This is a genomic window from Cyanobium sp. FACHB-13342 (assembly GCF_014697415.1).
GTDB lineage: Bacteria > Cyanobacteriota > Cyanobacteriia > PCC-6307 > Cyanobiaceae > Cyanobium_A.
Genome location: NZ_JACJRT010000017.1, coordinates 1 through 17550 on the forward strand (window position 1 = coordinate 1; position 17550 = coordinate 17550).

24 protein-coding genes, 1 tRNA gene and 1 pseudogene are annotated in these 17550 nt (G+C 67.4%); 8 read left to right on the top strand and 18 right to left on the bottom strand.

Annotation, left to right across the window (positions count from 1 at the left end; all coding sequences use genetic code 11):
* The 3 genes and pseudogenes from H6G16_RS12650 to H6G16_RS12660 all read right to left on the bottom strand — a co-directional run.
* Positions 1 to 78: pseudogene (locus H6G16_RS12650) on the bottom strand (phycocyanin subunit beta); the annotation flags it as partial.
* Positions 79 to 324: 246 nt separating this feature from the next.
* Positions 325 to 597, bottom strand: coding sequence for a phycobilisome linker polypeptide (locus H6G16_RS12655; RefSeq protein ID WP_190390697.1), 273 nt, complete (start codon positions 595 to 597; stop codon positions 325 to 327).
* A 35-nt stretch (positions 598 to 632) separates the two neighbouring features.
* Positions 633 to 1478: a phycobilisome rod-core linker polypeptide gene (locus H6G16_RS12660; RefSeq protein WP_190390698.1), complete on the bottom strand. Its 846-nt coding sequence runs from the start codon at positions 1476 to 1478 to the stop codon at positions 633 to 635.
* A gap of 184 nt (positions 1479 to 1662) precedes the next feature.
* Here H6G16_RS12660 and H6G16_RS12665 point away from each other — a divergent pair, with 184 nt between their 5' ends.
* Positions 1663 to 2094 (top strand): hypothetical protein, encoded by a 432-nt coding sequence (locus H6G16_RS12665; RefSeq protein ID WP_190390699.1) that lies wholly within the window; start codon positions 1663 to 1665, stop codon positions 2092 to 2094.
* Between the two features lie 3 nt (positions 2095 to 2097).
* On the opposite strand, the gene H6G16_RS12670 is transcribed toward H6G16_RS12665, so the two are convergent.
* From H6G16_RS12670 to psbB, 13 genes are all read right to left on the bottom strand, one after another.
* Complete coding sequence (locus tag H6G16_RS12670) at positions 2098 to 2700, bottom strand: chromophore lyase CpcT/CpeT (protein ID WP_190390700.1); 603 nt, start codon at positions 2698 to 2700, stop codon at positions 2098 to 2100.
* A 29-nt stretch (positions 2701 to 2729) separates the two neighbouring features.
* Complete coding sequence (locus tag H6G16_RS12675; protein WP_190390701.1) at positions 2730 to 2978, bottom strand: hypothetical protein; 249 nt, start codon at positions 2976 to 2978, stop codon at positions 2730 to 2732.
* Positions 2979 to 3061: 83 nt separating this feature from the next.
* Positions 3062 to 3640, bottom strand: coding sequence for a hypothetical protein (locus tag H6G16_RS12680; protein WP_190390702.1), 579 nt, complete (start codon positions 3638 to 3640; stop codon positions 3062 to 3064).
* Positions 3641 to 3765: 125 nt separating this feature from the next.
* Positions 3766 to 3838 (bottom strand) — tRNA-Phe (locus H6G16_RS12685).
* 8 nt (positions 3839 to 3846) lie between these two features.
* Entirely contained in the window at positions 3847 to 4512 is a 666-nt protein-coding gene (locus tag H6G16_RS12690) for a ComF family protein (protein ID WP_190390703.1), read from the bottom strand.
* 51 nt (positions 4513 to 4563) lie between these two features.
* On the bottom strand, positions 4564 to 4830 hold the full coding sequence (locus H6G16_RS12695; RefSeq protein ID WP_190390704.1) for a DUF2470 domain-containing protein: 267 nt from the start codon (positions 4828 to 4830) through the stop codon (positions 4564 to 4566).
* 153 nt (positions 4831 to 4983) lie between these two features.
* On the bottom strand, positions 4984 to 6246 hold the full coding sequence (locus tag H6G16_RS12700) for an FGGY-family carbohydrate kinase (RefSeq protein ID WP_190390705.1): 1263 nt from the start codon (positions 6244 to 6246) through the stop codon (positions 4984 to 4986).
* Between the two features lie 20 nt (positions 6247 to 6266).
* A complete protein-coding gene (metK, locus tag H6G16_RS12705; RefSeq protein ID WP_190390706.1) occupies positions 6267 to 7514 on the bottom strand; it encodes a methionine adenosyltransferase in 1248 nt (415 codons plus the stop codon).
* 26 nt (positions 7515 to 7540) lie between these two features.
* The gene (locus H6G16_RS12710) at positions 7541 to 8350 is read right to left on the bottom strand and encodes an HAD family hydrolase (protein WP_190390707.1); all 810 of its coding nucleotides are present in this window, start codon (positions 8348 to 8350) and stop codon (positions 7541 to 7543) included.
* 24 nt (positions 8351 to 8374) lie between these two features.
* Positions 8375 to 9463, bottom strand: a complete 1089-nt coding sequence (locus H6G16_RS12715) for a 30S ribosomal protein S1 (protein WP_190390708.1) — start codon at positions 9461 to 9463, stop codon at positions 8375 to 8377.
* Positions 9464 to 9586: 123 nt separating this feature from the next.
* The gene (nrdR, locus tag H6G16_RS12720) at positions 9587 to 10084 is read right to left on the bottom strand and encodes a transcriptional regulator NrdR (protein WP_190390709.1); all 498 of its coding nucleotides are present in this window, start codon (positions 10082 to 10084) and stop codon (positions 9587 to 9589) included.
* Between the two features lie 135 nt (positions 10085 to 10219).
* Positions 10220 to 10315, bottom strand: coding sequence for a photosystem II reaction center protein T (locus H6G16_RS12725; protein WP_010314684.1), 96 nt, complete (start codon positions 10313 to 10315; stop codon positions 10220 to 10222).
* A 24-nt stretch (positions 10316 to 10339) separates the two neighbouring features.
* Positions 10340 to 11899 carry a photosystem II chlorophyll-binding protein CP47 gene (psbB, locus tag H6G16_RS12730; protein WP_190390710.1) on the bottom strand — a complete coding sequence of 520 codons (1560 nt, stop codon included), beginning with the start codon at positions 11897 to 11899 and terminating at the stop codon, positions 10340 to 10342.
* A gap of 116 nt (positions 11900 to 12015) precedes the next feature.
* Between psbB and H6G16_RS12735 the strand changes: the two genes are divergently transcribed.
* Positions 12016 to 12483: a 2Fe-2S iron-sulfur cluster-binding protein gene (locus H6G16_RS12735; RefSeq protein ID WP_190390711.1), complete on the top strand. Its 468-nt coding sequence runs from the start codon at positions 12016 to 12018 to the stop codon at positions 12481 to 12483.
* Between the two features lie 48 nt (positions 12484 to 12531).
* Positions 12532 to 12639 carry a photosystem II reaction center protein PsbM gene (gene psbM, locus H6G16_RS12740; protein WP_015109223.1) on the top strand — a complete coding sequence of 36 codons (108 nt, stop codon included), beginning with the start codon at positions 12532 to 12534 and terminating at the stop codon, positions 12637 to 12639.
* A 19-nt stretch (positions 12640 to 12658) separates the two neighbouring features.
* Here the strand turns inward: psbM and H6G16_RS12745 are convergent, their stop codons facing one another.
* Complete coding sequence (locus H6G16_RS12745) at positions 12659 to 13507, bottom strand: universal stress protein (protein WP_190390712.1); 849 nt, start codon at positions 13505 to 13507, stop codon at positions 12659 to 12661.
* Between the two features lie 67 nt (positions 13508 to 13574).
* Between H6G16_RS12745 and H6G16_RS12750 the strand changes: the two genes are divergently transcribed.
* The 5 genes from H6G16_RS12750 to H6G16_RS12770 all read left to right on the top strand — a co-directional run bounded on the left by H6G16_RS12750 (position 13575) and on the right by H6G16_RS12770 (position 16956).
* Complete coding sequence (locus tag H6G16_RS12750; protein WP_190390713.1) at positions 13575 to 14033, top strand: acyl-CoA thioesterase; 459 nt, start codon at positions 13575 to 13577, stop codon at positions 14031 to 14033.
* Positions 14034 to 14129: 96 nt separating this feature from the next.
* Entirely contained in the window at positions 14130 to 15266 is a 1137-nt protein-coding gene (locus H6G16_RS12755; RefSeq protein WP_242036437.1) for a DNA-processing protein DprA, read from the top strand.
* A 9-nt stretch (positions 15267 to 15275) separates the two neighbouring features.
* Positions 15276 to 16178, top strand: a complete 903-nt coding sequence (gene prmC / locus H6G16_RS12760; protein ID WP_190390714.1) for a peptide chain release factor N(5)-glutamine methyltransferase — start codon at positions 15276 to 15278, stop codon at positions 16176 to 16178.
* Between the two features lie 10 nt (positions 16179 to 16188).
* Complete coding sequence (locus tag H6G16_RS12765) at positions 16189 to 16782, top strand: L-threonylcarbamoyladenylate synthase (protein ID WP_190390715.1); 594 nt, start codon at positions 16189 to 16191, stop codon at positions 16780 to 16782.
* A gap of 9 nt (positions 16783 to 16791) precedes the next feature.
* Positions 16792 to 16956: a hypothetical protein gene (locus H6G16_RS12770; RefSeq protein ID WP_190390716.1), complete on the top strand. Its 165-nt coding sequence runs from the start codon at positions 16792 to 16794 to the stop codon at positions 16954 to 16956.
* Here H6G16_RS12770 and H6G16_RS12775 read toward each other — a convergent pair.
* Positions 16953 to 17549, bottom strand: a complete 597-nt coding sequence (locus tag H6G16_RS12775) for a hypothetical protein (protein ID WP_190390717.1) — start codon at positions 17547 to 17549, stop codon at positions 16953 to 16955. The genes H6G16_RS12770 and H6G16_RS12775 overlap by 4 nt on opposite strands.
* Between the last annotated feature and the right edge of the window lies 1 nt (position 17550).

Consider the following 17550-nt stretch of genomic DNA (forward strand, 5'->3'; position numbering starts at 1 on the left):
GGCGTCGATCTGGCCAGCGTTGATGAATTCGCCACGGGCATCAGCCTGGGCAACAACCTTGGTGAAGGCGTCGAACATTGGGGAGCTCCTGGTCTCGACGAAGAGTCGGGAGGATGGGTGGATAGGGTGCCAGGTTGCCCGTGACCCAGTGGCAGCGCGACGCTGCGCCCAGGCTGTCGTCAACTTGACCCGCCCATTGTTGGACCGGTCGCCATGGGGCTGCGCGCCTCTTAATAAACGGTCACTGGCGCTGGGGTGACCAGCAAAAAGCCCTCGCCAGGGCGGGCGAGGGCAGAGGGCTGGACCGTTGGGGATGGCCTGGCGTCACTCGGCGGCTTTGGCGGCCTTCGAGCTGGTTTTCTTGCGGGGAGCCGGAGCTGGAGCGGCCTCCAGATCGCCACCGCTGACCGAGACGCCGGTGATCTTGCCGCCCATGCGCTGAACCATGCGCATGGTCTCGTTCATGCGGGTGTAGGGCACGTTCATGACCAGATCCGCGGTGCGGGAGTAGTCGTTGTTGGCCAGGCCGGTCACGGTGAATGTGACCTGGCGGCCACTGTTGAAGCTGGTGCCTCGGGTGCCTGCGGAAACCTTCATGGGGTGACGAACGATCGGAAGGATGGGTGTGGAGCTCAGTTCACCGGAGTGATGCTGGCGATCCGGCCGCCTTCGCGGTGGATCTGCTGCTGGTACTGGAGCAGTTTGTCGAAGGGGATGAAGCGCACCCGGTTGCTGCGCTTGTGGAGGCGATAGTTGTTGAAACCGGTGATCTCCACCCGGAAGGTGCGGCCTTCTTCGGAGCCGCCCACGCCCTGGCGGGTGACGCCATCGGTGCTCACCTTGCGGAACACGGAGCCCTTGGCATTGGGGCTCACCACTGCCATCGGCTGCTCGGCGTGGACGGCGGGGTTGAGGCGCGATTGGGTTTTCAGGGCGTCACCGCGCACGGAGGCACCGACGCCACGGGCGAGCTGCAGCATGTAGGAAAACTGGAGGCCCTGCTGGCCGGCGTTGTAGTCCCAGCCATGCAGGTAGGGCACCACTTCTTCCCCGAAGCGGTTCTGGTATTCGGCGCTGTCGAGATAGGAATCGATTTCAGCGTCGTAGCCCTGCTCCTGCAGGATCGTGAAGTGGTGGAGCATCTCCGCCTTGTTCTGGGGAGCGCGTCCGAGCAGGTGCTTGAAGTTGAGCTCGATGAAGCGATAGGCGTTGCAGTTCTCGAAGAACTTCGCCTTGTAGAGCCCGCTCTTGGCGACTTGCCGCACGAATTCCCGCACGCTCAGGTAGCCGCGCTTGAACAGGGATTCGGGGCCTTCCAGCCGCTCGCTGGCCATGACGTACTGGTTACCCAGAACCTGCTTGTAGACCGCACGGATCAGGGCAGCCTTGTCATTTTCGGTGGCGTTGGTCCAGTTTTCCTTGTTGCGGTCGTTGGCAAAACGCTCGATGCCCAGGTAGGCAGCGTTGGCGAGTGTCATGGGCGTGCGGGCCAGGGGCGATTCAGGGCTGTGGCAGCAAGGGAGAAAACTCAACCAAACGCTGCAACCGGGATCCTATGGGTCTGTTTTGACTGGAACACAAGGCTTTCACAATCGTTACAAACCTGGCGCTGGCGCCTCGCTGCAGCGCCGATACCATCCGCCCAATCCGCCGGCATAGGCCATGGCTGTTGAGCTGAAGGTCGCAGACTGCACCCAGCGGCTGGCTGACCAGCTGCAGACCCTTTCCGAGGTGGCTGAAACCCTCACCTTTCGCCTGCTGGAGCTGGAGGAGCGCCTCGCGGCCCAGGAGCTGAAGGTCCAGTCGCTGCTGGAGGCCCAGGGCGGAGCCTTGGGCGACATGGCGGAGGACACCGAGCTGCGGCTGGGAGATACGGAAGACCGGCTCGCTCGCTTGGAGGGTCTGCTCAGCGGGCTGGAGAGCCCCAGCGCGGCCCGCCACCTCCACCCCGTGGTCAGCCCGGCGGCAACCCCCGATCCCCATGCCCACCAAGACACCTTCCTCCACGACACCCTGACGGAGGAGGCGTTCCTCGAGGAGGAGGAGCAGCTCTTCCCTGAGGATCAGCCGTTCCTGGATGAGCTGAGCGCCTGAGCCTCAGCGGCTGAGCAGCTCTGCCCAGCTCTCGGGGATCTCGTTGCTGTAGTCGTCGGTGCGGGCAAATTCAAATGGCCCGGGCAGCGATCCCCAGAGATGCTCGTGGGTCACCGGGTCATGGCCCCGGTCGATGGTTTTCATGCCATCGCGGTTGAGCTCCAGCCGGCTCACGAGGTACGACGTGGCCCCTTTGCGCTCCACCAGGCAGCGGCAGCCGGGCTCGACTTCGCCCACAAAACCGTCGCCCTCTTCTTTCACCACATAGGCGCAACCCTCCAGAGGGCGCAGATCGTCTGGCTGGATCTGGTTGCGCAGTTGGGCATCGTCCACGGCGCCCCAGAAGCGCTGGTCATTCACCAGGGCCTGGTTGTGAATGATCAGTTGGTCGCCCTGACGTTCGGCCCGCAGCACCCGGATCCGATAGGGCGCTGCGGGATTGATGGCATAGCTCTGCTCCAGCAGCAGGGAGCCGGCTGCCAGCTGCGGCAGGGGGCGGAATTTCACCAGGATGTGGGCGTAGAGCGGTGGGTTTTCAAAGGCCTGCTCCTGGTTGCTGAAGCCCCCGCTCAGCATCCGCACCAACCGCTCCAGGGAGCTCACCATCGCGCCAGACGTCACCTGCGCGCCTGACGTTACCGGCTCGGGCCTGCCAGCCCCAGCAGCCTGAGTCGGAATCCGGCCACTTGCCGGGCCAGATCCGGCTCGTTTTGGAGGAAGGGATGGTCGGCGAGACGCTCCAGCATCAGGTCGACTTTGGCCCCGGGGTCGAGGCCATGGTGCGGGTCGCGCTCTTCGTGCTGTTTCCAGGCGTCATCAAAGGCCTGGGCAAAGCTGTCGGCGTTGTTGAACAGCCGGTTGGAGGCTTCGGGTAGCTCGCGCATCGATTCGGGGTCGCGCCCGGGACCCCAAGGATCGACCGGGATGGGCGAGTCCTAGCACTGGGGCAGATCCGTGCCGGAGCCGATCAGGAGCCGAATAGGTTCTGCAGCAAGCGTTCGATCAGGGCCGGCTGGTTCTCCGCAGGGATCGGCAGGCTGCTTTCGTTCCCGAGGATCCGGCAGTACTGGTGGATGAGCGACCGCCAGATGTCGCTGAGATGGCTCTCGCCCCATGGGTCGAGCTGGTCCACTTTGACCAACACGCGGGTGATGGTCTGGGCCACGGTCATCCCTCCCCGACTGCCCAAGAGTCGTTTAAGAGCCAGGGATTTGGTGTCTGTGGCCCCCAGCCCATCACCGTCGTGATCGCAGACCACCGCATTGATGGTGCAGGCGGCGTCGTACAGGCCTTTGTCGCTGCTGCCGTCATGGGCCAGTTCGCAGAAGCCGAGAGCGAGCTCCAGCAGGGCCCTGCCCATGGTGGGACTCACCAGTTCGGGATCGCTGCTCGGTTCAGCCTTGTAGCTGAGGCGGTTGCAATGCTCGATGAAGGCCTGGTCGCATTCGAGCAGTTGGCGAATGGTGTCGCCCTGGAAAAAGGCCTGGATCTGGCTCCTTTTTTCAGGCGGGAGAGCTGCCTCGCTTTTGGGCGCGCCAGGCGGCACAGCGTATTCCGGTGGACTTGGGTTCACCATAGGGTCGCCCACCAGCGGGAGCAGGGCAGCGATCGGGTGGAGTTTGCAGCCTGTAAAGACTGGATGTCTGGTGTCAACGCCACCAGAAGCAAGCATGCCAGGACCCAGATTTGAACTGGGGACACGGCGATTTTCAATCGCCTGCTCTACCAACTGAGCTATCCCGGCCCGTCGCATCAACGACCCGGCGATCTTAGATCACGGCCCTGCGGCGGGGTGCGACCCAGGCAGGCCATCCCCACCACCAGCCAGCCCTGCTCCGTCAGGGCCGTGGCGGCAGCCCAGGCGGTGGCCCCTGTGGTGAGGATGTCGTCGATCAGCAGCACCGGGGTCCGCGCGTTCCCCCGCCGCTCCAGGAACGGCACAGCGTGGAAAGCGCCGGCCTGGTTGGCCCAGCGCAGGTCGCGGCCCAGGTGGTGCTGGCCCAGCACGGGCCGACTGCGTTTCAGCAGGTGGGCCGGTCGCCAGCCAAGCTGCCAGGCCAGGGAGCGCACCAGCAGGCCTGGCAGGGGATTGGCCCGCTTTTTCCAGCTGGGGATGGGCACCAGCAGCGGTGGTGGGGTCCATGGTTCGGCCCGCAGGCCCGCGGCCAGGTTTTGAACCATGGCTCCGATCAGTGGCCCTCGGGGGCATTGGCGCAGCTGCAGCAGCTGGCGCCGGAGCCGATGTTGGTAGAGGCCCGCGGCCCACCAGGGAACCGGACCCTGCCCGTGGATCCCTCCCGGGGCCAATTCCGCCTGCAGATCGGCAGACAGCCGTGGCGGTGCGGCCAGCCAATGCAGGGGCATCCACCGCAGCAGGTCCTGGATCAGGACCGTTGTGCTGGTGCTGGAGGTCGCCATGGCGCAGGGGAGAAGGCCCTGCCTCCAGGGTTCCCACCGCGTCCCACGCCCCTACGCGGGCAGGCTGCGCAGCATCGCCACCAGGGTGCGGTGGGCATCCTCACTGTCGCGGAGGGGATGGTCGAAGGCGACGGCAACGGGCTGGCCATCCACCTCAAGCTCCATGGCCTCTGCGGTCACTGCCACCATGCGTGCCGCGATGGCCGCTTCGATGCCGCCGTAGTGGCGCGCGTAGGCCAGCACCGCTGCGGCGTGGTCGTCGTTCATGTGTTTGCAGATCCGATCACTCACGGCGGGGGTGAGGGGGTCGGCAGCCATGGCACAGGACAGCGGTGGGACTGGGCGGATTCTGGCGTCAGCCGGCTCCGAAGCGCTGCCAGAGCAGCAGGCCGAGACGGATCGCACTGAAGCCCACATAGCCGGCCAGCACCACGAAGAGCCCCATGGCGATGACGGAGCGCAGGCGTTCATTCATGGTTGGAGGAGGGTGGAAGCCGCCAGTCTGGCCATGCCGAGGGCGGCGGAAAGGCCTGGACGATTCAGCACCGGAACACCCAGAACCTGCTGCCGGAGCCGCCGCCATTGGGGATTGCGGGCCCCGCCCCCCAGGGTGATCACCCGGCGCAGGGGCGGCGTGCCGGCCTGCTTCAGCCGCCGCCAGCCTTCCCGCTCGATTTGTGTGAGCCCCTCCAGCAGGGCCTGCAAATAGCGCGCATCACTGATGGGCCTTGGCTCCAGAACCGGTTCCAGCTCTGGATCGTCCACGGGAAAGCGTTCCCCGCGCGCTGGCAGGGGGCGCAGCGTCAGGCCGCTGGCCTGGTTGGGGTCCATCTGGCGGCTCAGGGCGGCGATCTGGTCGTCACGGAAGAACCGTCGCAGGATCCCGGCCCCGGCATTGGAGGCGCCCCCCACCAGCCAGCGTCCGTTCACCCGGTGGCAGCTGATTCCTGCCCCTTCGATCGGCACGGGACTGAACTGTTTCAGCACCAGGGTGGTGCCCAGCACGGTGATGCCATCACCGTCCCGGGGCTCTGCGGCCAGCACGCCGGCATTGGCGTCGGTGCTGCCAGCCACCACCTGGGCGTGCCTGGGGAGCCCCAAGCGTGCTGCCACCTCAACCGTCAGGGTGCCCAGCACGGTGCCGCTGGCGCACACCTCCGGCAGGGCCCTCGCCCAGGCCTGTTGGCCGATGGTCCCAGCCCAGGCCTGGCGTTGCAGGTCCCAGCCCAGGCGCAGGTTGTTGCCCTCCTCCCCCCAGCGCCAGTCGCCCAGCAGCCAGCCCATCAGCCAGTCGGCCTGGTGGCGCAGCAGCCAGGGCCCGCTCTCCTTGGCCTGGGATGCCGCCGCCAGCAGGTGCAGGGCCCGGGCCAGGCTGCCGCTGGCGCTGCAGGCGGGGCCGCGCCCTGCCAGGGCCGCTGCAGCGGCGGCCTGCTCCCTGCAGGCTTGGTGATAGGGAAGGGCTTGGCCGAGGCGGCCTGGGCCGGGTTCGCCGTTGGGGCGGCAGAGCAGCAGGGTGCCGGAGGTCCCGTCGATGGCGATGGCGCCCACCCGGCAGCGCAGCTCCTCTGGCAGCCGAGTGCAGAGGGCCTCCACCCCGCTCACCCAGCCCCAGGGGTGGTCCAGGCTGCAGGGGTAGGGACTGGCCTCTTCAACCAGGCGTGGCCCACCCGGCGCCACTAGGGCGATGCGCAGACCGCTGCTGCCGAGATCGATTCCCAGTCCCAGTCCACCCACCGGTAGCCCGATCGGTGGGGTCAGACGGCCACGCGTGCGGCCGTGGCTTGTTGGAGCGTCTTGGCGACGGCGTCTACGTCTTCCCAGGGCAGGTTGAGGTCGCTGCGGCCGAAGTGGCCGTAGGCCGCCACGTCCTGGTAGAAGCGGCCGCCCCGCTGCTGGGGCAGGTTGCGCAGTCCGAAGATCTCGATGATGGCGCCGGGGCGCAGGTCGAAATGCTCCTGCACCAAGGCGGTGAGGTCGGCGTTGCTGATGGCGCCGGTGCCGAAGCTCTCCACCAGAATGCTCACGGGCTTGGCCACACCGATGGCGTAGCTCAGCTGCACTTCCACCTTCCGGGCCAGGCCGGCGGCCACCAGGGCCTTGGCCACGTAGCGGGCGGCGTAGGCGGCGGAGCGATCCACCTTGGTGGGATCCTTGCCGGAGAAGGCGCCGCCGCCGTGGCGGGCGTAGCCGCCGTAGGTGTCCACGATGATCTTGCGGCCGGTGAGGCCGGCATCCCCCTGGGGGCCACCCACCACGAACTTGCCGGTGGGGTTCACCAGGAATCGCGTGTGCTCCTTGGAGGGCTTGAGATCCAGATCGGCGGTGGCGGGTTCCACCACGTGGCTCCAGAGGTCGGCGGCGATGCGTTCACGCAGGGCCTTCTCTTCGGAGATGCCGTCAATGTCAGCGGTGTGCTGGGTGGAAATCAGGATCGTGTCGATCGCCACCGGCACGTCGTTCTCATAGACCACACTCACCTGGGTCTTGCCGTCGGGCAGCAGATAGCCGAGGCTGCCGTTGTGGCGCACTTCCGCCAGGCGCCGGGCCAGCCGGTGGGCCAGGCTGATGGGCAATGGCATCAGCTCGGGGGTTTCGTTGCAGGCGTAGCCGAACATGATCCCCTGGTCGCCGGCCCCCACCAGATCCAGGGGGTCGCCGTCGTGGTCGTCGGCTTCGTTCACCCCCTGGGCAATGTCGGGCGACTGCTGATCGAGGGCCACCAGCACGGCGCAGCTGTTGGCGTCGAATCCGCCAGCGCGGGCGCCGGAGTAGCCGATCTGGTTGATCACGCCCCGCACCAGGGTGTTGAAGTCCACCCGGGCGGTGGTGGTGACCTCACCGGTGATCAGGCACAGGCCCGTGTTCACCACGGTTTCGCAGGCCACCCGCGAGGCGGGGTCCTGGGCCAGCAGGGCATCCAGCACCGCATCGCTCACCTGGTCACAGATCTTGTCGGGGTGCCCTTCGGTCACCGACTCCGAGGTGAAGACGTAGCGGCTCATCCAGCCCAATGCAGCGTGAGGACAGCCTATGCGGCGGCGGTGCGCACCTCCAGCTCACGCCAGTGGCTGAGGCAGGGGAAGCAGGGATCGAGGGGAGGGGGGGTGCTCCAGCCCGCCCCATAGCCGAGCACCACGGGCACCCCGGCTTGCTGGGCCATGCGCAGGTCGCTGTTGGCATCTCCGATCAGGGCGCATCGCTGCACGGCCACCCCAAGGGCGCTGCAGAGGGCATGCACCGCGGCCGGGTCCGGTTTGCGGGGGCTGTGGTCGGCACTCCAGCAGGCCTGGAAACGGCCGCTGAGGTCCTGGCTGGCCAGAAAGGCCGCGATGCCGGCCCGGTCATCGTTGCTGATCACGGCGCAGGCCACGGCGGCGGCGTCGAGGGCCTCCACCAGATCGTGCAACCCCTCGGTGGCCATGGGACGCCGCTGGCTGCCTTGCCCATGCAGGCCATCGGTGGCGGCAAAGGTGGCTTCGCTCAGGTCGAGCGCCTCTGGCCAGCCCAATCCCACCTGGGCTAGGGCCGTGGCGGTGGAGATCAGGTTGTGGGTTCGGGAGCCCACAGCCGTGGCGCCGGCCGGATGGATGGCCTGTGGCGTCAGGCCATAGGCCCGCTGCAGCAGGTCGGCCAGCTCGTCGCCCCTGCCGGCCGGCAGCTCCGGGTGCCGCTGCTGCAGCAAGGTGCGGGCATGAAAAACCCTGGCCGAGGCCAGGGCGTGGAGCATGGGCTCACTGATCGAGAGGGTGCCGTCCTTGTCGAACAGCACCGCGTCGATCCGGTGGGGATGGCCGTTGGCATCGGCCAGGATTTGGCCCCGCAGCAGCAGGTGTGCCATCGGTGCATCCGGGAGGCAGGGCCCTCAGTCGAGGGTGACACCCATCGGCTCGTTGTCCTCGGCCTGCTCCAGCAGCATCTGCTTGTAGCGGGCAGCCATCTCTTCGGCCTTCTCGAACACCTTCTGGGGATCGGTGAGCATGTCGCCGGGCTCGGGCTCGAGGGCTTTGGTGGACAGGGAGATCCGGCCCCGCTCGGCGTCGAGATCGATGATCATCACCTTCATCTGATCGTTCACATTGAGCACCGTGTGGGGCGTCTCGATGTGCTCATGGCTGATTTCGGAGATGTGCAGCAGGCCGCTGACCCCACCGATGTCGATGAAGGCGCCATAGGGCTTGATGCCCCGCACGGTGCCGAGCACCACTTCGCCCACCTCGAGCCGGTTCATCTTGCGCTCCACCAGGGCGCGGCGATGGCTGAGCACCAGGCGGTTGCGCTCTTCGTCCACCTCCAGGAACTTGAGCGGCAGGAAATCGGCTACCAGCTCTTCCTTGGCCTTGCGGGTGCTGATGTGGCTGCCGGGGATGAAGCCGCGCAGACCTTCCACCCGCACCAGGGCACCACCGCGGTTGGTGGCAAACACTTCGCTGTAGATGGTGGCGTCTTCCTTCTGCAGCTGGCGCACCCGCTCCCAGGCTCGCTGGTATTCGATGCGGCGGATGGAGAGCGAGAGCTGGCCGTCCTCGTTCTCCTCACTCATGATGAAGAACTCCCGGATTTCGCCGGGCTGGAGCACGTCGCTCAGGCCCTCGACCCGGTTGATCGACACCTCCTGGAGGGGCATGAAGGCGGCGGTTTTGGCGCCGATGTCAATCATGGCGCCCTTCGACTCGAGGGCAAACACGGTGCCGTTGACCACGTCACCGGGCTTGAAGTTGTAGTCGTACTTGCTCAGCAGTGACGCGAACTCATCGAGCGTGAATCCGACGCCGTCGACGTCGCTGCGGGTCGTGGCGCGGCTGCTGGGGTCGTCGGCGGTGGGAACCTCTTCCGGAATGGCCAGGTCCAGATCGTCGCCGGCGTCAGCGGCAAGATCGAGATCGGTGGCTGCACCGAGGGCGTCAGGGCTGCTGAGCACCTCAGCGGTGGTCTCGGAAGGGGTCACGGTCATGGAGAGATGGCGGCCTGCCGGTGGCAGTGCGAAGGAAGGAACGGTCTGCCCGCCAGCAGACCGAGCGCAGTCGATCACTGTACCAACGTGACTGGCTGGTGACTCTCAGCGCTGGGGTGGCCTTCAGCCGATGGCCGCGAGGCTGGGCTTCTCCCGCAGGCGACCGCCGCCTCGCTTGTGCAGGCCCTCGAGGGTGGCGACGAAGTCACTCACGCCCTGGAACTGGCGGTACACCGAAGCGAAGCGCACGTAGGCCACTTCACTCATCTCGCTCAGTTGCTGCAGCACCAGCTCACCGATTTCGCCGCTGGTCACTTCGCGGCCGCTGCGTTGCTGCAGCTGCAGCTCGATTTCATCCACCACCGCCTCCAGCCTGGAGGGCTCCAGGCCTGTCTTTTCGCAGGCTCGCAGGACGCCGTGCAGCAACTTGGCGCGGTTGAAGGTTTCCCGGGTGGAGTTGCGCTTCACCACCGTGATCGGCACCGTTTCCACCCGCTCGTAGGTGGTGAACCGGAATTCGCAGTTGAGGCACTCACGCCGTCTGCGCACGCTGCGACCGCTGTCGGCCGCCCGCGACTCGAGCACCCGACTATCGGTGTGTTGGCAGGAGGGGCATTGCATCCCCGAACGTCCGGGTGGGTGTTCTCAAGTGTAGACAGCACTTTTTCGTTTGGAAAGGGCTGCCATGGTTGTCCTCTCGAGCCACTAAACCAACAAAAAAGCCCCTGCCGAAGCAGGGGCTGTACAGGGGTCTGGTTATTTGCCGATTTTCGGGGGATCGCGGAAGGCGATGGCGAAAAACAGCGTGGAAATGGCCAGAGCCAGGATCAGGATGTAAGCGAAGCTTTCCATGGATGTCCTCGAAGGGTCTGGCGGTCAGCTGAGGGGGGCGCCAGCCGGGGGCACATAGCCCTCGGGCAGGCGGCGGGTCGACTTGTCGCCCAGCTTCTGGAAGAGGCCGAACTCCACCTGCTCGCCCAGGTCGGGGTCGATGCCGGCGAACACATCGCGGTAGAGGGTGCGGGCACCGTGCCAGATGTGGCCAAAGAAGAAGAGCAGGGCGAAGGTGGCGTGACCGAAGGTGAACCAGCCGCGGGGTGAGCTGCGGAAGGTGCCGTCGGAGTGATACGTCTCCCGGTCGAATTCGAACGCTTCGCCCAGCTGGGCCTTGCGGGCAAGCCGCTTGACGTCGGCCGGGTCGGTGAACGTCTGGCCGTTGAGGGCGCCGCCATAGACGGTGGCGGTCACACCGGTCTGTTCGAAGGAGTACTTGGCTTCAGCCCGGCGGAAGGGGATGTCGGCCCGAACAATGCCCTCTTGGTCCTGGAGAACCACAGGGAAGTTCTCGAAGAAGTTGGGCAGGCGGCGCACTTCCAGATCGCGACCGTCCTTGTCCGTGAAGCTGATGTGGCCGAGCCAGCCCGTGGGCAGGCCATCGCCATTCACCATCGGACCGACGCGGAACAGACCACCCTTGGCCGGGCTGTTGCCCACGTAGTCGTAGAAGGCCAGCTTTTCAGGAATGGAGGCGTAGGCCTGTTCCTTGGTGGCACCGTTGTCGAGGGCCGTCTGCACGCGGCGATTGATTTCGGCTTTGAAGTAGCCCTGGTCCCACTGATAGCGGGTGGGGCCAAACAATTCCACGGGGGTGGCGGCGGCGCCGTACCACATGGTGCCGGCCACGATGAAGGCCGCAAAGAACACGGCCGCGATGGCCGAGGCCAGCACCGTTTCGATGTTGCCCATGCGGAGGGCCTTGTAGAGGCGCTCGGGCGGGCGGGTGGTGATGTGGAAAATGCCGGCAATGATGCCGACGATGCCGGCAGCAATGTGGTGGGCCACGATGCCGCCGGGGTTAAAGGGGTTGAAGCCTTCAGGCCCCCAGGAGGGTTGAACAGGCTCTAGGTGCCCAGTAATGCCGTAGGGATCGCTGACCCACATGCCAGGTCCGAAGACGCCTGTGAGGTGAAAGGCTCCGAAACCGAAGCAGCCGAGGCCAGCGAGCAGCAGGTGAATGCCGAAGATCTTGGGCAGGTCGAGCGCCGGTTCACCGGTGCGGGGGTCCTGCCAGATCTCCAGATCCCAGTAGGTCCAGTGCCAAATGGCGGCTAGGAAGAGCAGGCCACTGAAAATGATGTGGGCGGCAGCCACACCTTCAAAGCTCCAGAAGCCGGGATCCACCCCGGTCTCTCCGGTGATGCTCCAGCCGCCCCAGCTGCCGGTCACCCCAAGGCGTGCCATGAAGGGCATGACAAACATGCCCTGGCGCCACATCGGGTTGAGCACCGGGTCGGACGGATCAAAGATGGCGAGCTCATAAAGCGCCATGGAGCCGGCCCAGCCGGCAACCAGAGCGGTGTGCATGAGGTGCACGGCGAGCAGTCGGCCCGGGTCGTTGATGACGACCGTGTGCACCCGATACCAGGGCAATCCCATGGGGGGTAGTTCTGGGTGGGTTGGGCGATCGTAAGGGGCGCTCCGGCCGCCGTGCGGTCCAGGTAACGGACCGCAACGGCCTGGCTCACAATGGGGGTCTCATGAGGGAGGCCTCCATGCCCGTGATCCGGTTTGTGCGCGAGGGACGGGACGTGGAGTGTTACCCCGGCGAGAACCTGCGCGAGGTGGCCCTGCGGGAGGGCATTCAGCTCTACGGACTCAAGGGAACCCTGGGCAACTGCGGCGGCTGCGGTCAGTGCATCACCTGTTTCGTGGCCATTCCTGAAGGCAGTGGCAGCCAGGCGTTGAGCGGCCGCACCGGGGTGGAGGACCAGAAGTTGCGCCGCAGGCCCCAAAACTGGCGCCTGGCCTGTCAGGCCATGGTGCAGGAGTCGCTGCTGGTGTTGACCCGCCCCCAGGTGGGCATGGCTGATCAGGAGGCCTTGGTGACGGCTGCCCAGGCCCAACCCTTGCCCCCGGGGCCCACCGCCTGGCCGGCCCCTCCGGAGGAGGAGGGTGATGACGGGGAAGACGGGGAGGGTTCCCTTGAGGAGCCAACCGCAACGAGCGATGAAGCCCCCTGAAATCCGCCCATTTGGCGGTGATACCCTCCCAGCACTTCCCCAACGGCCATGGAAACCAACGATCTCGGCTTTGTCGCCAGCCTGCTGTTCGTTCTGGTTCCCGCGGTCTTTCTGATCATCCTGTACATCCAGACCAACAGCCGTCAGGGGGGCTGAGCCCCGAAGGCCGGGGGGCCTAGCGGCGCCCCTCGGGTTCGCGCACCAGCAGCACCGGTGCCGGGGCATGGACCCGGATGTAGTCACTCACCGAGCTGCCCAGCAAGCGGTCAATGTCCACCAGACCCCGGGCCACAACGGGGCGTCGGTCCTGGGAGGCGATCACCAGCAGGTCGGCCTTGAGTTCGTCGGCGGCAGCACACACGGTGCGGCCCACGTCACCGCTGCGATGGAGCGCTTTCAGCTCCACGCCGTAGCCCCGGGCCCGTTGGGTGGCCTTCTCCAGCACCTCATCGGCGGGGGATTTGCCCCCGCGGGAGGGGGTGATGTCCTGTCGGCTGACATGCACCCCGGTCAGGCTGCCCCCGGGGATCTCGCGCACCAGTTCGCAGGCCAGCTTGAGGGCGTCATCGCCGACGCCGGTGCCGTCAAGGGTCACCATCACCCGATTGATGTGGCGGATGTAGAGGTCGTCGCGCACCAGCAGCATCGGCCGGGTTGACAGCTGGAAGACGTACTGGCTGGCGCTGTTGCTGAGGATGGCCTGCAGCCGGCTCATGCCACGGGAGCCCATCACGATCAGGTCGCTGTTGAGCTCGTCGGCCACCTTCAGCACCGTTTGCTTGGCGTCACCCTGGCGAATGATCGTGTTCACCTCGCTGGGGTTCAGACCCAGGCGCTGCACGGCTTCTGCCGCGATCGCCGCTGCTCTCTGGGAGTGCTCGGTGAAGCTTTCGCCGGCCTGCTCCGGCACCACGTGCAGCAGGTTGATGCGGGCCTGGCGCACGGCGGGGATGTCGCGCAGCATGCGCACCATCTCTTCCACATGGCCCTTGCCGGAATCGGCGATCAAAACGTTGCGAAACACAGGAACGACTGGATGAAGCAGGCTCTCGGGCAGCCTATGGCTGATCCGTGGCCCTCATCCATCCGCCATGCAGACCGTGATCATGCCGAGCCATCCAGGCGGGTGGCTGCTGGAGCGCCGGGTGCTGCCCCAGCACACCGACCATGCCGGGGTGATGTGGCACGGCGCCTACGTAGCCTGGCTCGAGGAGGCGCGGGTGGAGGCCCTGGCGGCGGTGGGCCTGGCCTACAGCGATCTCTCCGCCCGGGGCCTGGAGCTGCCGGTGGTGAGTTTGGTGATCGACTACCGGCGGGCCCTGTTCCACGGGGAGGCCGTGCGGCTCTGCAGTGAGGTGCTGCCCCGTCAAGGCGTGAAGTTGCCTTGGCGGAGCCGCTTCCTGGCCTCTGATGGGGGCGTGGCCGCCGAGGCACGGGTGGAGCTGGTGCTGGTGGATGGGTCCGGCGGGCCAGGCCAGCGCCGCCTGCTGCGCCGCCTGCCGGCCGACCTGGAGGCCGCCGTGGCGACCCTGGTGCGCGGCCCGGATTAGGATCAGTACATCTGTACTGAATCTCACGTGGCGGTGTGTGCTGGGTCGGGGGGGAGGCGAGGTGGCGGGGCCCAATCGGCTCCTGCTCCCTGGTCGTTGCTGCGGGCCGCCGATGGGGGCGGCTGGGATCGGGAGCAGCGCCTCTGGTGGTTGCTCTGGTCGGGGTGTCCTGGGTTGGGTCCCCGCCGGCTGGTGGCCATCCGCGACAGCTTCTGCAGCCTGGCCGTGGCTTGGGCGTCGCCCCCCGAGCCCTTTGCGGCCCTGGCGGGGCTGGGTCCGGCGGCCTGCCGCCACCTGGAGCGCTACCGCGCCCACTGGGGGCCCGATCCCCTGCCCCGTCTGGCGCGGGAGATCGCTGGTGGGCGGCGGGTGCTGTTGCCTGCCGATCCGGCCTTCCCCCCGGCGTTGCTCGCCCTGGAGCGGCCGCCCCTGCGCTTGCACTGGCAGGGGCGAGGGGGGCTCTGGCCCTTGTTGCGCCGCCGTCAGGCCATTGCGGTGGTGGGCACCCGCCGCCCCTCGCGGCATGGGATCGCCATGGCGGAGGCGATCGGGGCGGCCCTGGCCCAGGCCGGCTGGCCGGTGGTGAGTGGTCTGGCCGAAGGGATTGATGGGGCTGTGCATCAGGGCTGTCTGGCCCGGGGCGGGCGGCCTGTGGCGGTGTTGGGTACTCCCCTGGAGCGGGTCTATCCCCGCCATCACCGGGAGCTCCAGGCCGAGGTGGCCGCCCAGGGGCTCCTGGTCAGTGAGTTGTCCCCGGGCACGTCGGTGCAGCCGGGCCATTTCGCCGCCCGCAATCGCCTTCAGGTGAGCCTGGCCCAGGCCGTGGTGGTGGTGGAGTGCCCCCTGCGCAGCGGTGCGCTCCATTCGGCGGCCCTCGCCATGCAACAGGAGCTGCCACTGTGGGTGGTGCCGGCCGATGCGGGGAAGGCCTCGGCCGCTGGCAGCAACCGCCTGCTCGCCCAGGACGCCACGGTCCTGCTGGACCCGGCTGACCTGATTCGCCAGCTGGGTCCAGGCCCTCTGGCTCCTGCCGATCCTCCCGCCTCCTCGGGCGTTGGAGCTCCGCTGGCCTCCGATGCAGCCCTGTTGTCAGCCTTGGGCCATGGTGCTTCGCTCGAGCAGCTCTGCCTTGCCCTGGAGCAGTCCGCTTCCGCCTTGGCCCCCCGCCTGCTGGCCCTGGAGCTCAATGGGGTGGTGCGGGCGGAGCCTGGGCTCTGCTGGCGCCCCCTATAGCCTCGTCCAATGGGGCAAAGGCGGCTGAACGGGGAGCAGTGGTTGGCCTGGCGGCGGCAGCAACTGGCCCGGGGCGGCAGCTCCACCGATTTCGACTGGCTGGTCGACCTGGCTGGGGGCCTGTCCTGGCAGCAGCAGCAGCAGCTACGGCTCCATCCCGATCAACCGGTGGTCCTCACCTGCGACCTGCCAGGGATTGAGACGCTCTGGCAACGCCATCTCCAGACCCATGAGCCCCTGCAGTATCTGGTGGGGCGCTGCCCCTGGCGCGACTTGGAGCTCGCCGTAGGCCCCGGCGTGTTGATTCCGCGTCAGGAAACCGAACTCCTGGTGGAGTGGGCGCTGGAACTGGCATCCCCCAGGCCGGCTCTCTGGGCTGATCTCGGCACGGGTTCGGGCTGTGTGGCCCTGGCGCTGGCCCGGGCCTGGCCGGGCAGTCGGGGCTGGGCTGTGGACCTCAGCGCTGAGGCCCTGCGGCAGGCCGCCTTCAATCTCGAGCAGGCGGGTGGCGGCGGCGCTCAGGTGCAGCTGTTGGCGGGCAGTTGGTGGGAGCCGCTGCGGGCCTGGTGGGGCCAGCTGGAGCTGGTGGTGAGCAATCCCCCCTACATCCCCACCGCTGTGTGGGCCAATCTCGATCCGGTCGTTCGGGAGCATGAACCGGCCCTCGCCCTCGATGGCGGCAGCGACGGACTCGACGCCCTGCGCCTGTTGGCTGAGGGTGCCGCCACCGCCCTGGCCCCGGGGGGGGTGCTGGTCCTGGAACACCACCACGATCAGAGTGATGCCGTGCTGGATCTGCTGGCGATGGCTGGGCTGGAGCAGGTGCAACGTCGCGCCGATCTGGAAGGCAAGCGGCGCTTTGCCTCGGCCCGGCGGCGGCCAATCCAGCCCCTGCACCGGTCTGCACCCTGAGGCCAAGCCGATGACCCCTGCCTCTCCCAACGCGCTCCCGGCTCCGGAGCTCGCCGCCCGACTGCAGGCGGGGGCGCCGGGCCTATTTCCCACCGACACCCTGCCCGCCCTGGCGGCTTCGCCTGGCCAGGCATCCCTGCTCTGGTCCTTGAAGCAACGGCCGGCGGATAAGCCCCTCATCTTGATGGCGGCCACGGCTGAGGCGTTGCTGGAGGCCACCGGGATGCCGCCCCGACCCGAATGGCTGGCCATGGCGGCCTGGGCCTGGCCCGGGCCCGTCACCCTGGTGTTGCCGGCCAGCGGACCGGTGGCTTCTGCCCTCAATCCCGGTGGGGACAGCCTGGGTCTGCGTCTTCCGGCCTGCGCTGAAGCCCAGTCCTTGTTGCGGCTCAGTGGTCCCCTGGCGACCACCAGCGCCAACCTGTCCGGGAGGCCAGCCGCCACCACCGCCGAGCAAGCCACCCTGCAGTTCCCGGGGGTGCCCTTGTTGGCTCCGCTGCCCTGGCCAGTGGCCGGCGGCCAGGCCAGCACCGTGGTTGCCTGGCGGGAATCAGGGGGCTGGCAGGTGCTCCGGGCGGGTGCTCTACTGCCACCAGGGATCTAGAGCAATCGCATGGCGGCCCTTGCCCTGGTGGTGCTTCTGGCGGCGGCGGCCTTCCATTGGTTGATGGAGTCGCTCCTCAATGTGCTGCCTGTTCTGATGGAGCTGAAGGCCCTGCCCTGGGCGCTGTTGGGCCTGGGGCTCTGGTTGCTGGCCGGTCGGCCAGCCGACCGTTAGGGGCGCGCGGCAGCCGGTTTCGGTTTGCTGGGCTTGGGTGTTCCAGCCGGGGTGGCCGCTGGTGGCGTGGCCGGTGCGGGAATCGGCTTGGCGTTGGCGCAGAGATGGGCCACCATCAGATCTTCGCCGCCCTCGCTTTTGGATTCGTCCTGGGACAGGGGCAGGCGCCACTCTCCCCAGGTTCCCTGGCTGGATTGTTGGCTCACCCGCAGGGTGTCGCAGTGCACCGCCACCTTGCTGGTCACCTCCGGGGATCCGCAGATGGTGGTTGTGGTGCGCACGCCTCCCTCGGCGATGCGCCAGGCGCTCCAGTCGTAGCGACAATTGCCGAAGCTTTTCCAGCGGGGCGCCTTGAGCTGGCGGATTTTGTCGAGCAGAACCTGCTCTTTGGAACTGGTCTGGGTCGGGGATGACGTTGTCGCGGATGAGGTTCCCGCCGGGGCCGCGCTGGAGGGAGTGACGACCTGGGCCAGGGAGGCTCCGATGGGCCCCACTGGCAGAGCGAAGGCCGCCAGCCCCAGCAGGCTTCCGAGCAGGCGTTGCTGGTGGCGAGGAAGACGCTCAGGACGATGGAGGTCGGGCTTCAGGGTCATG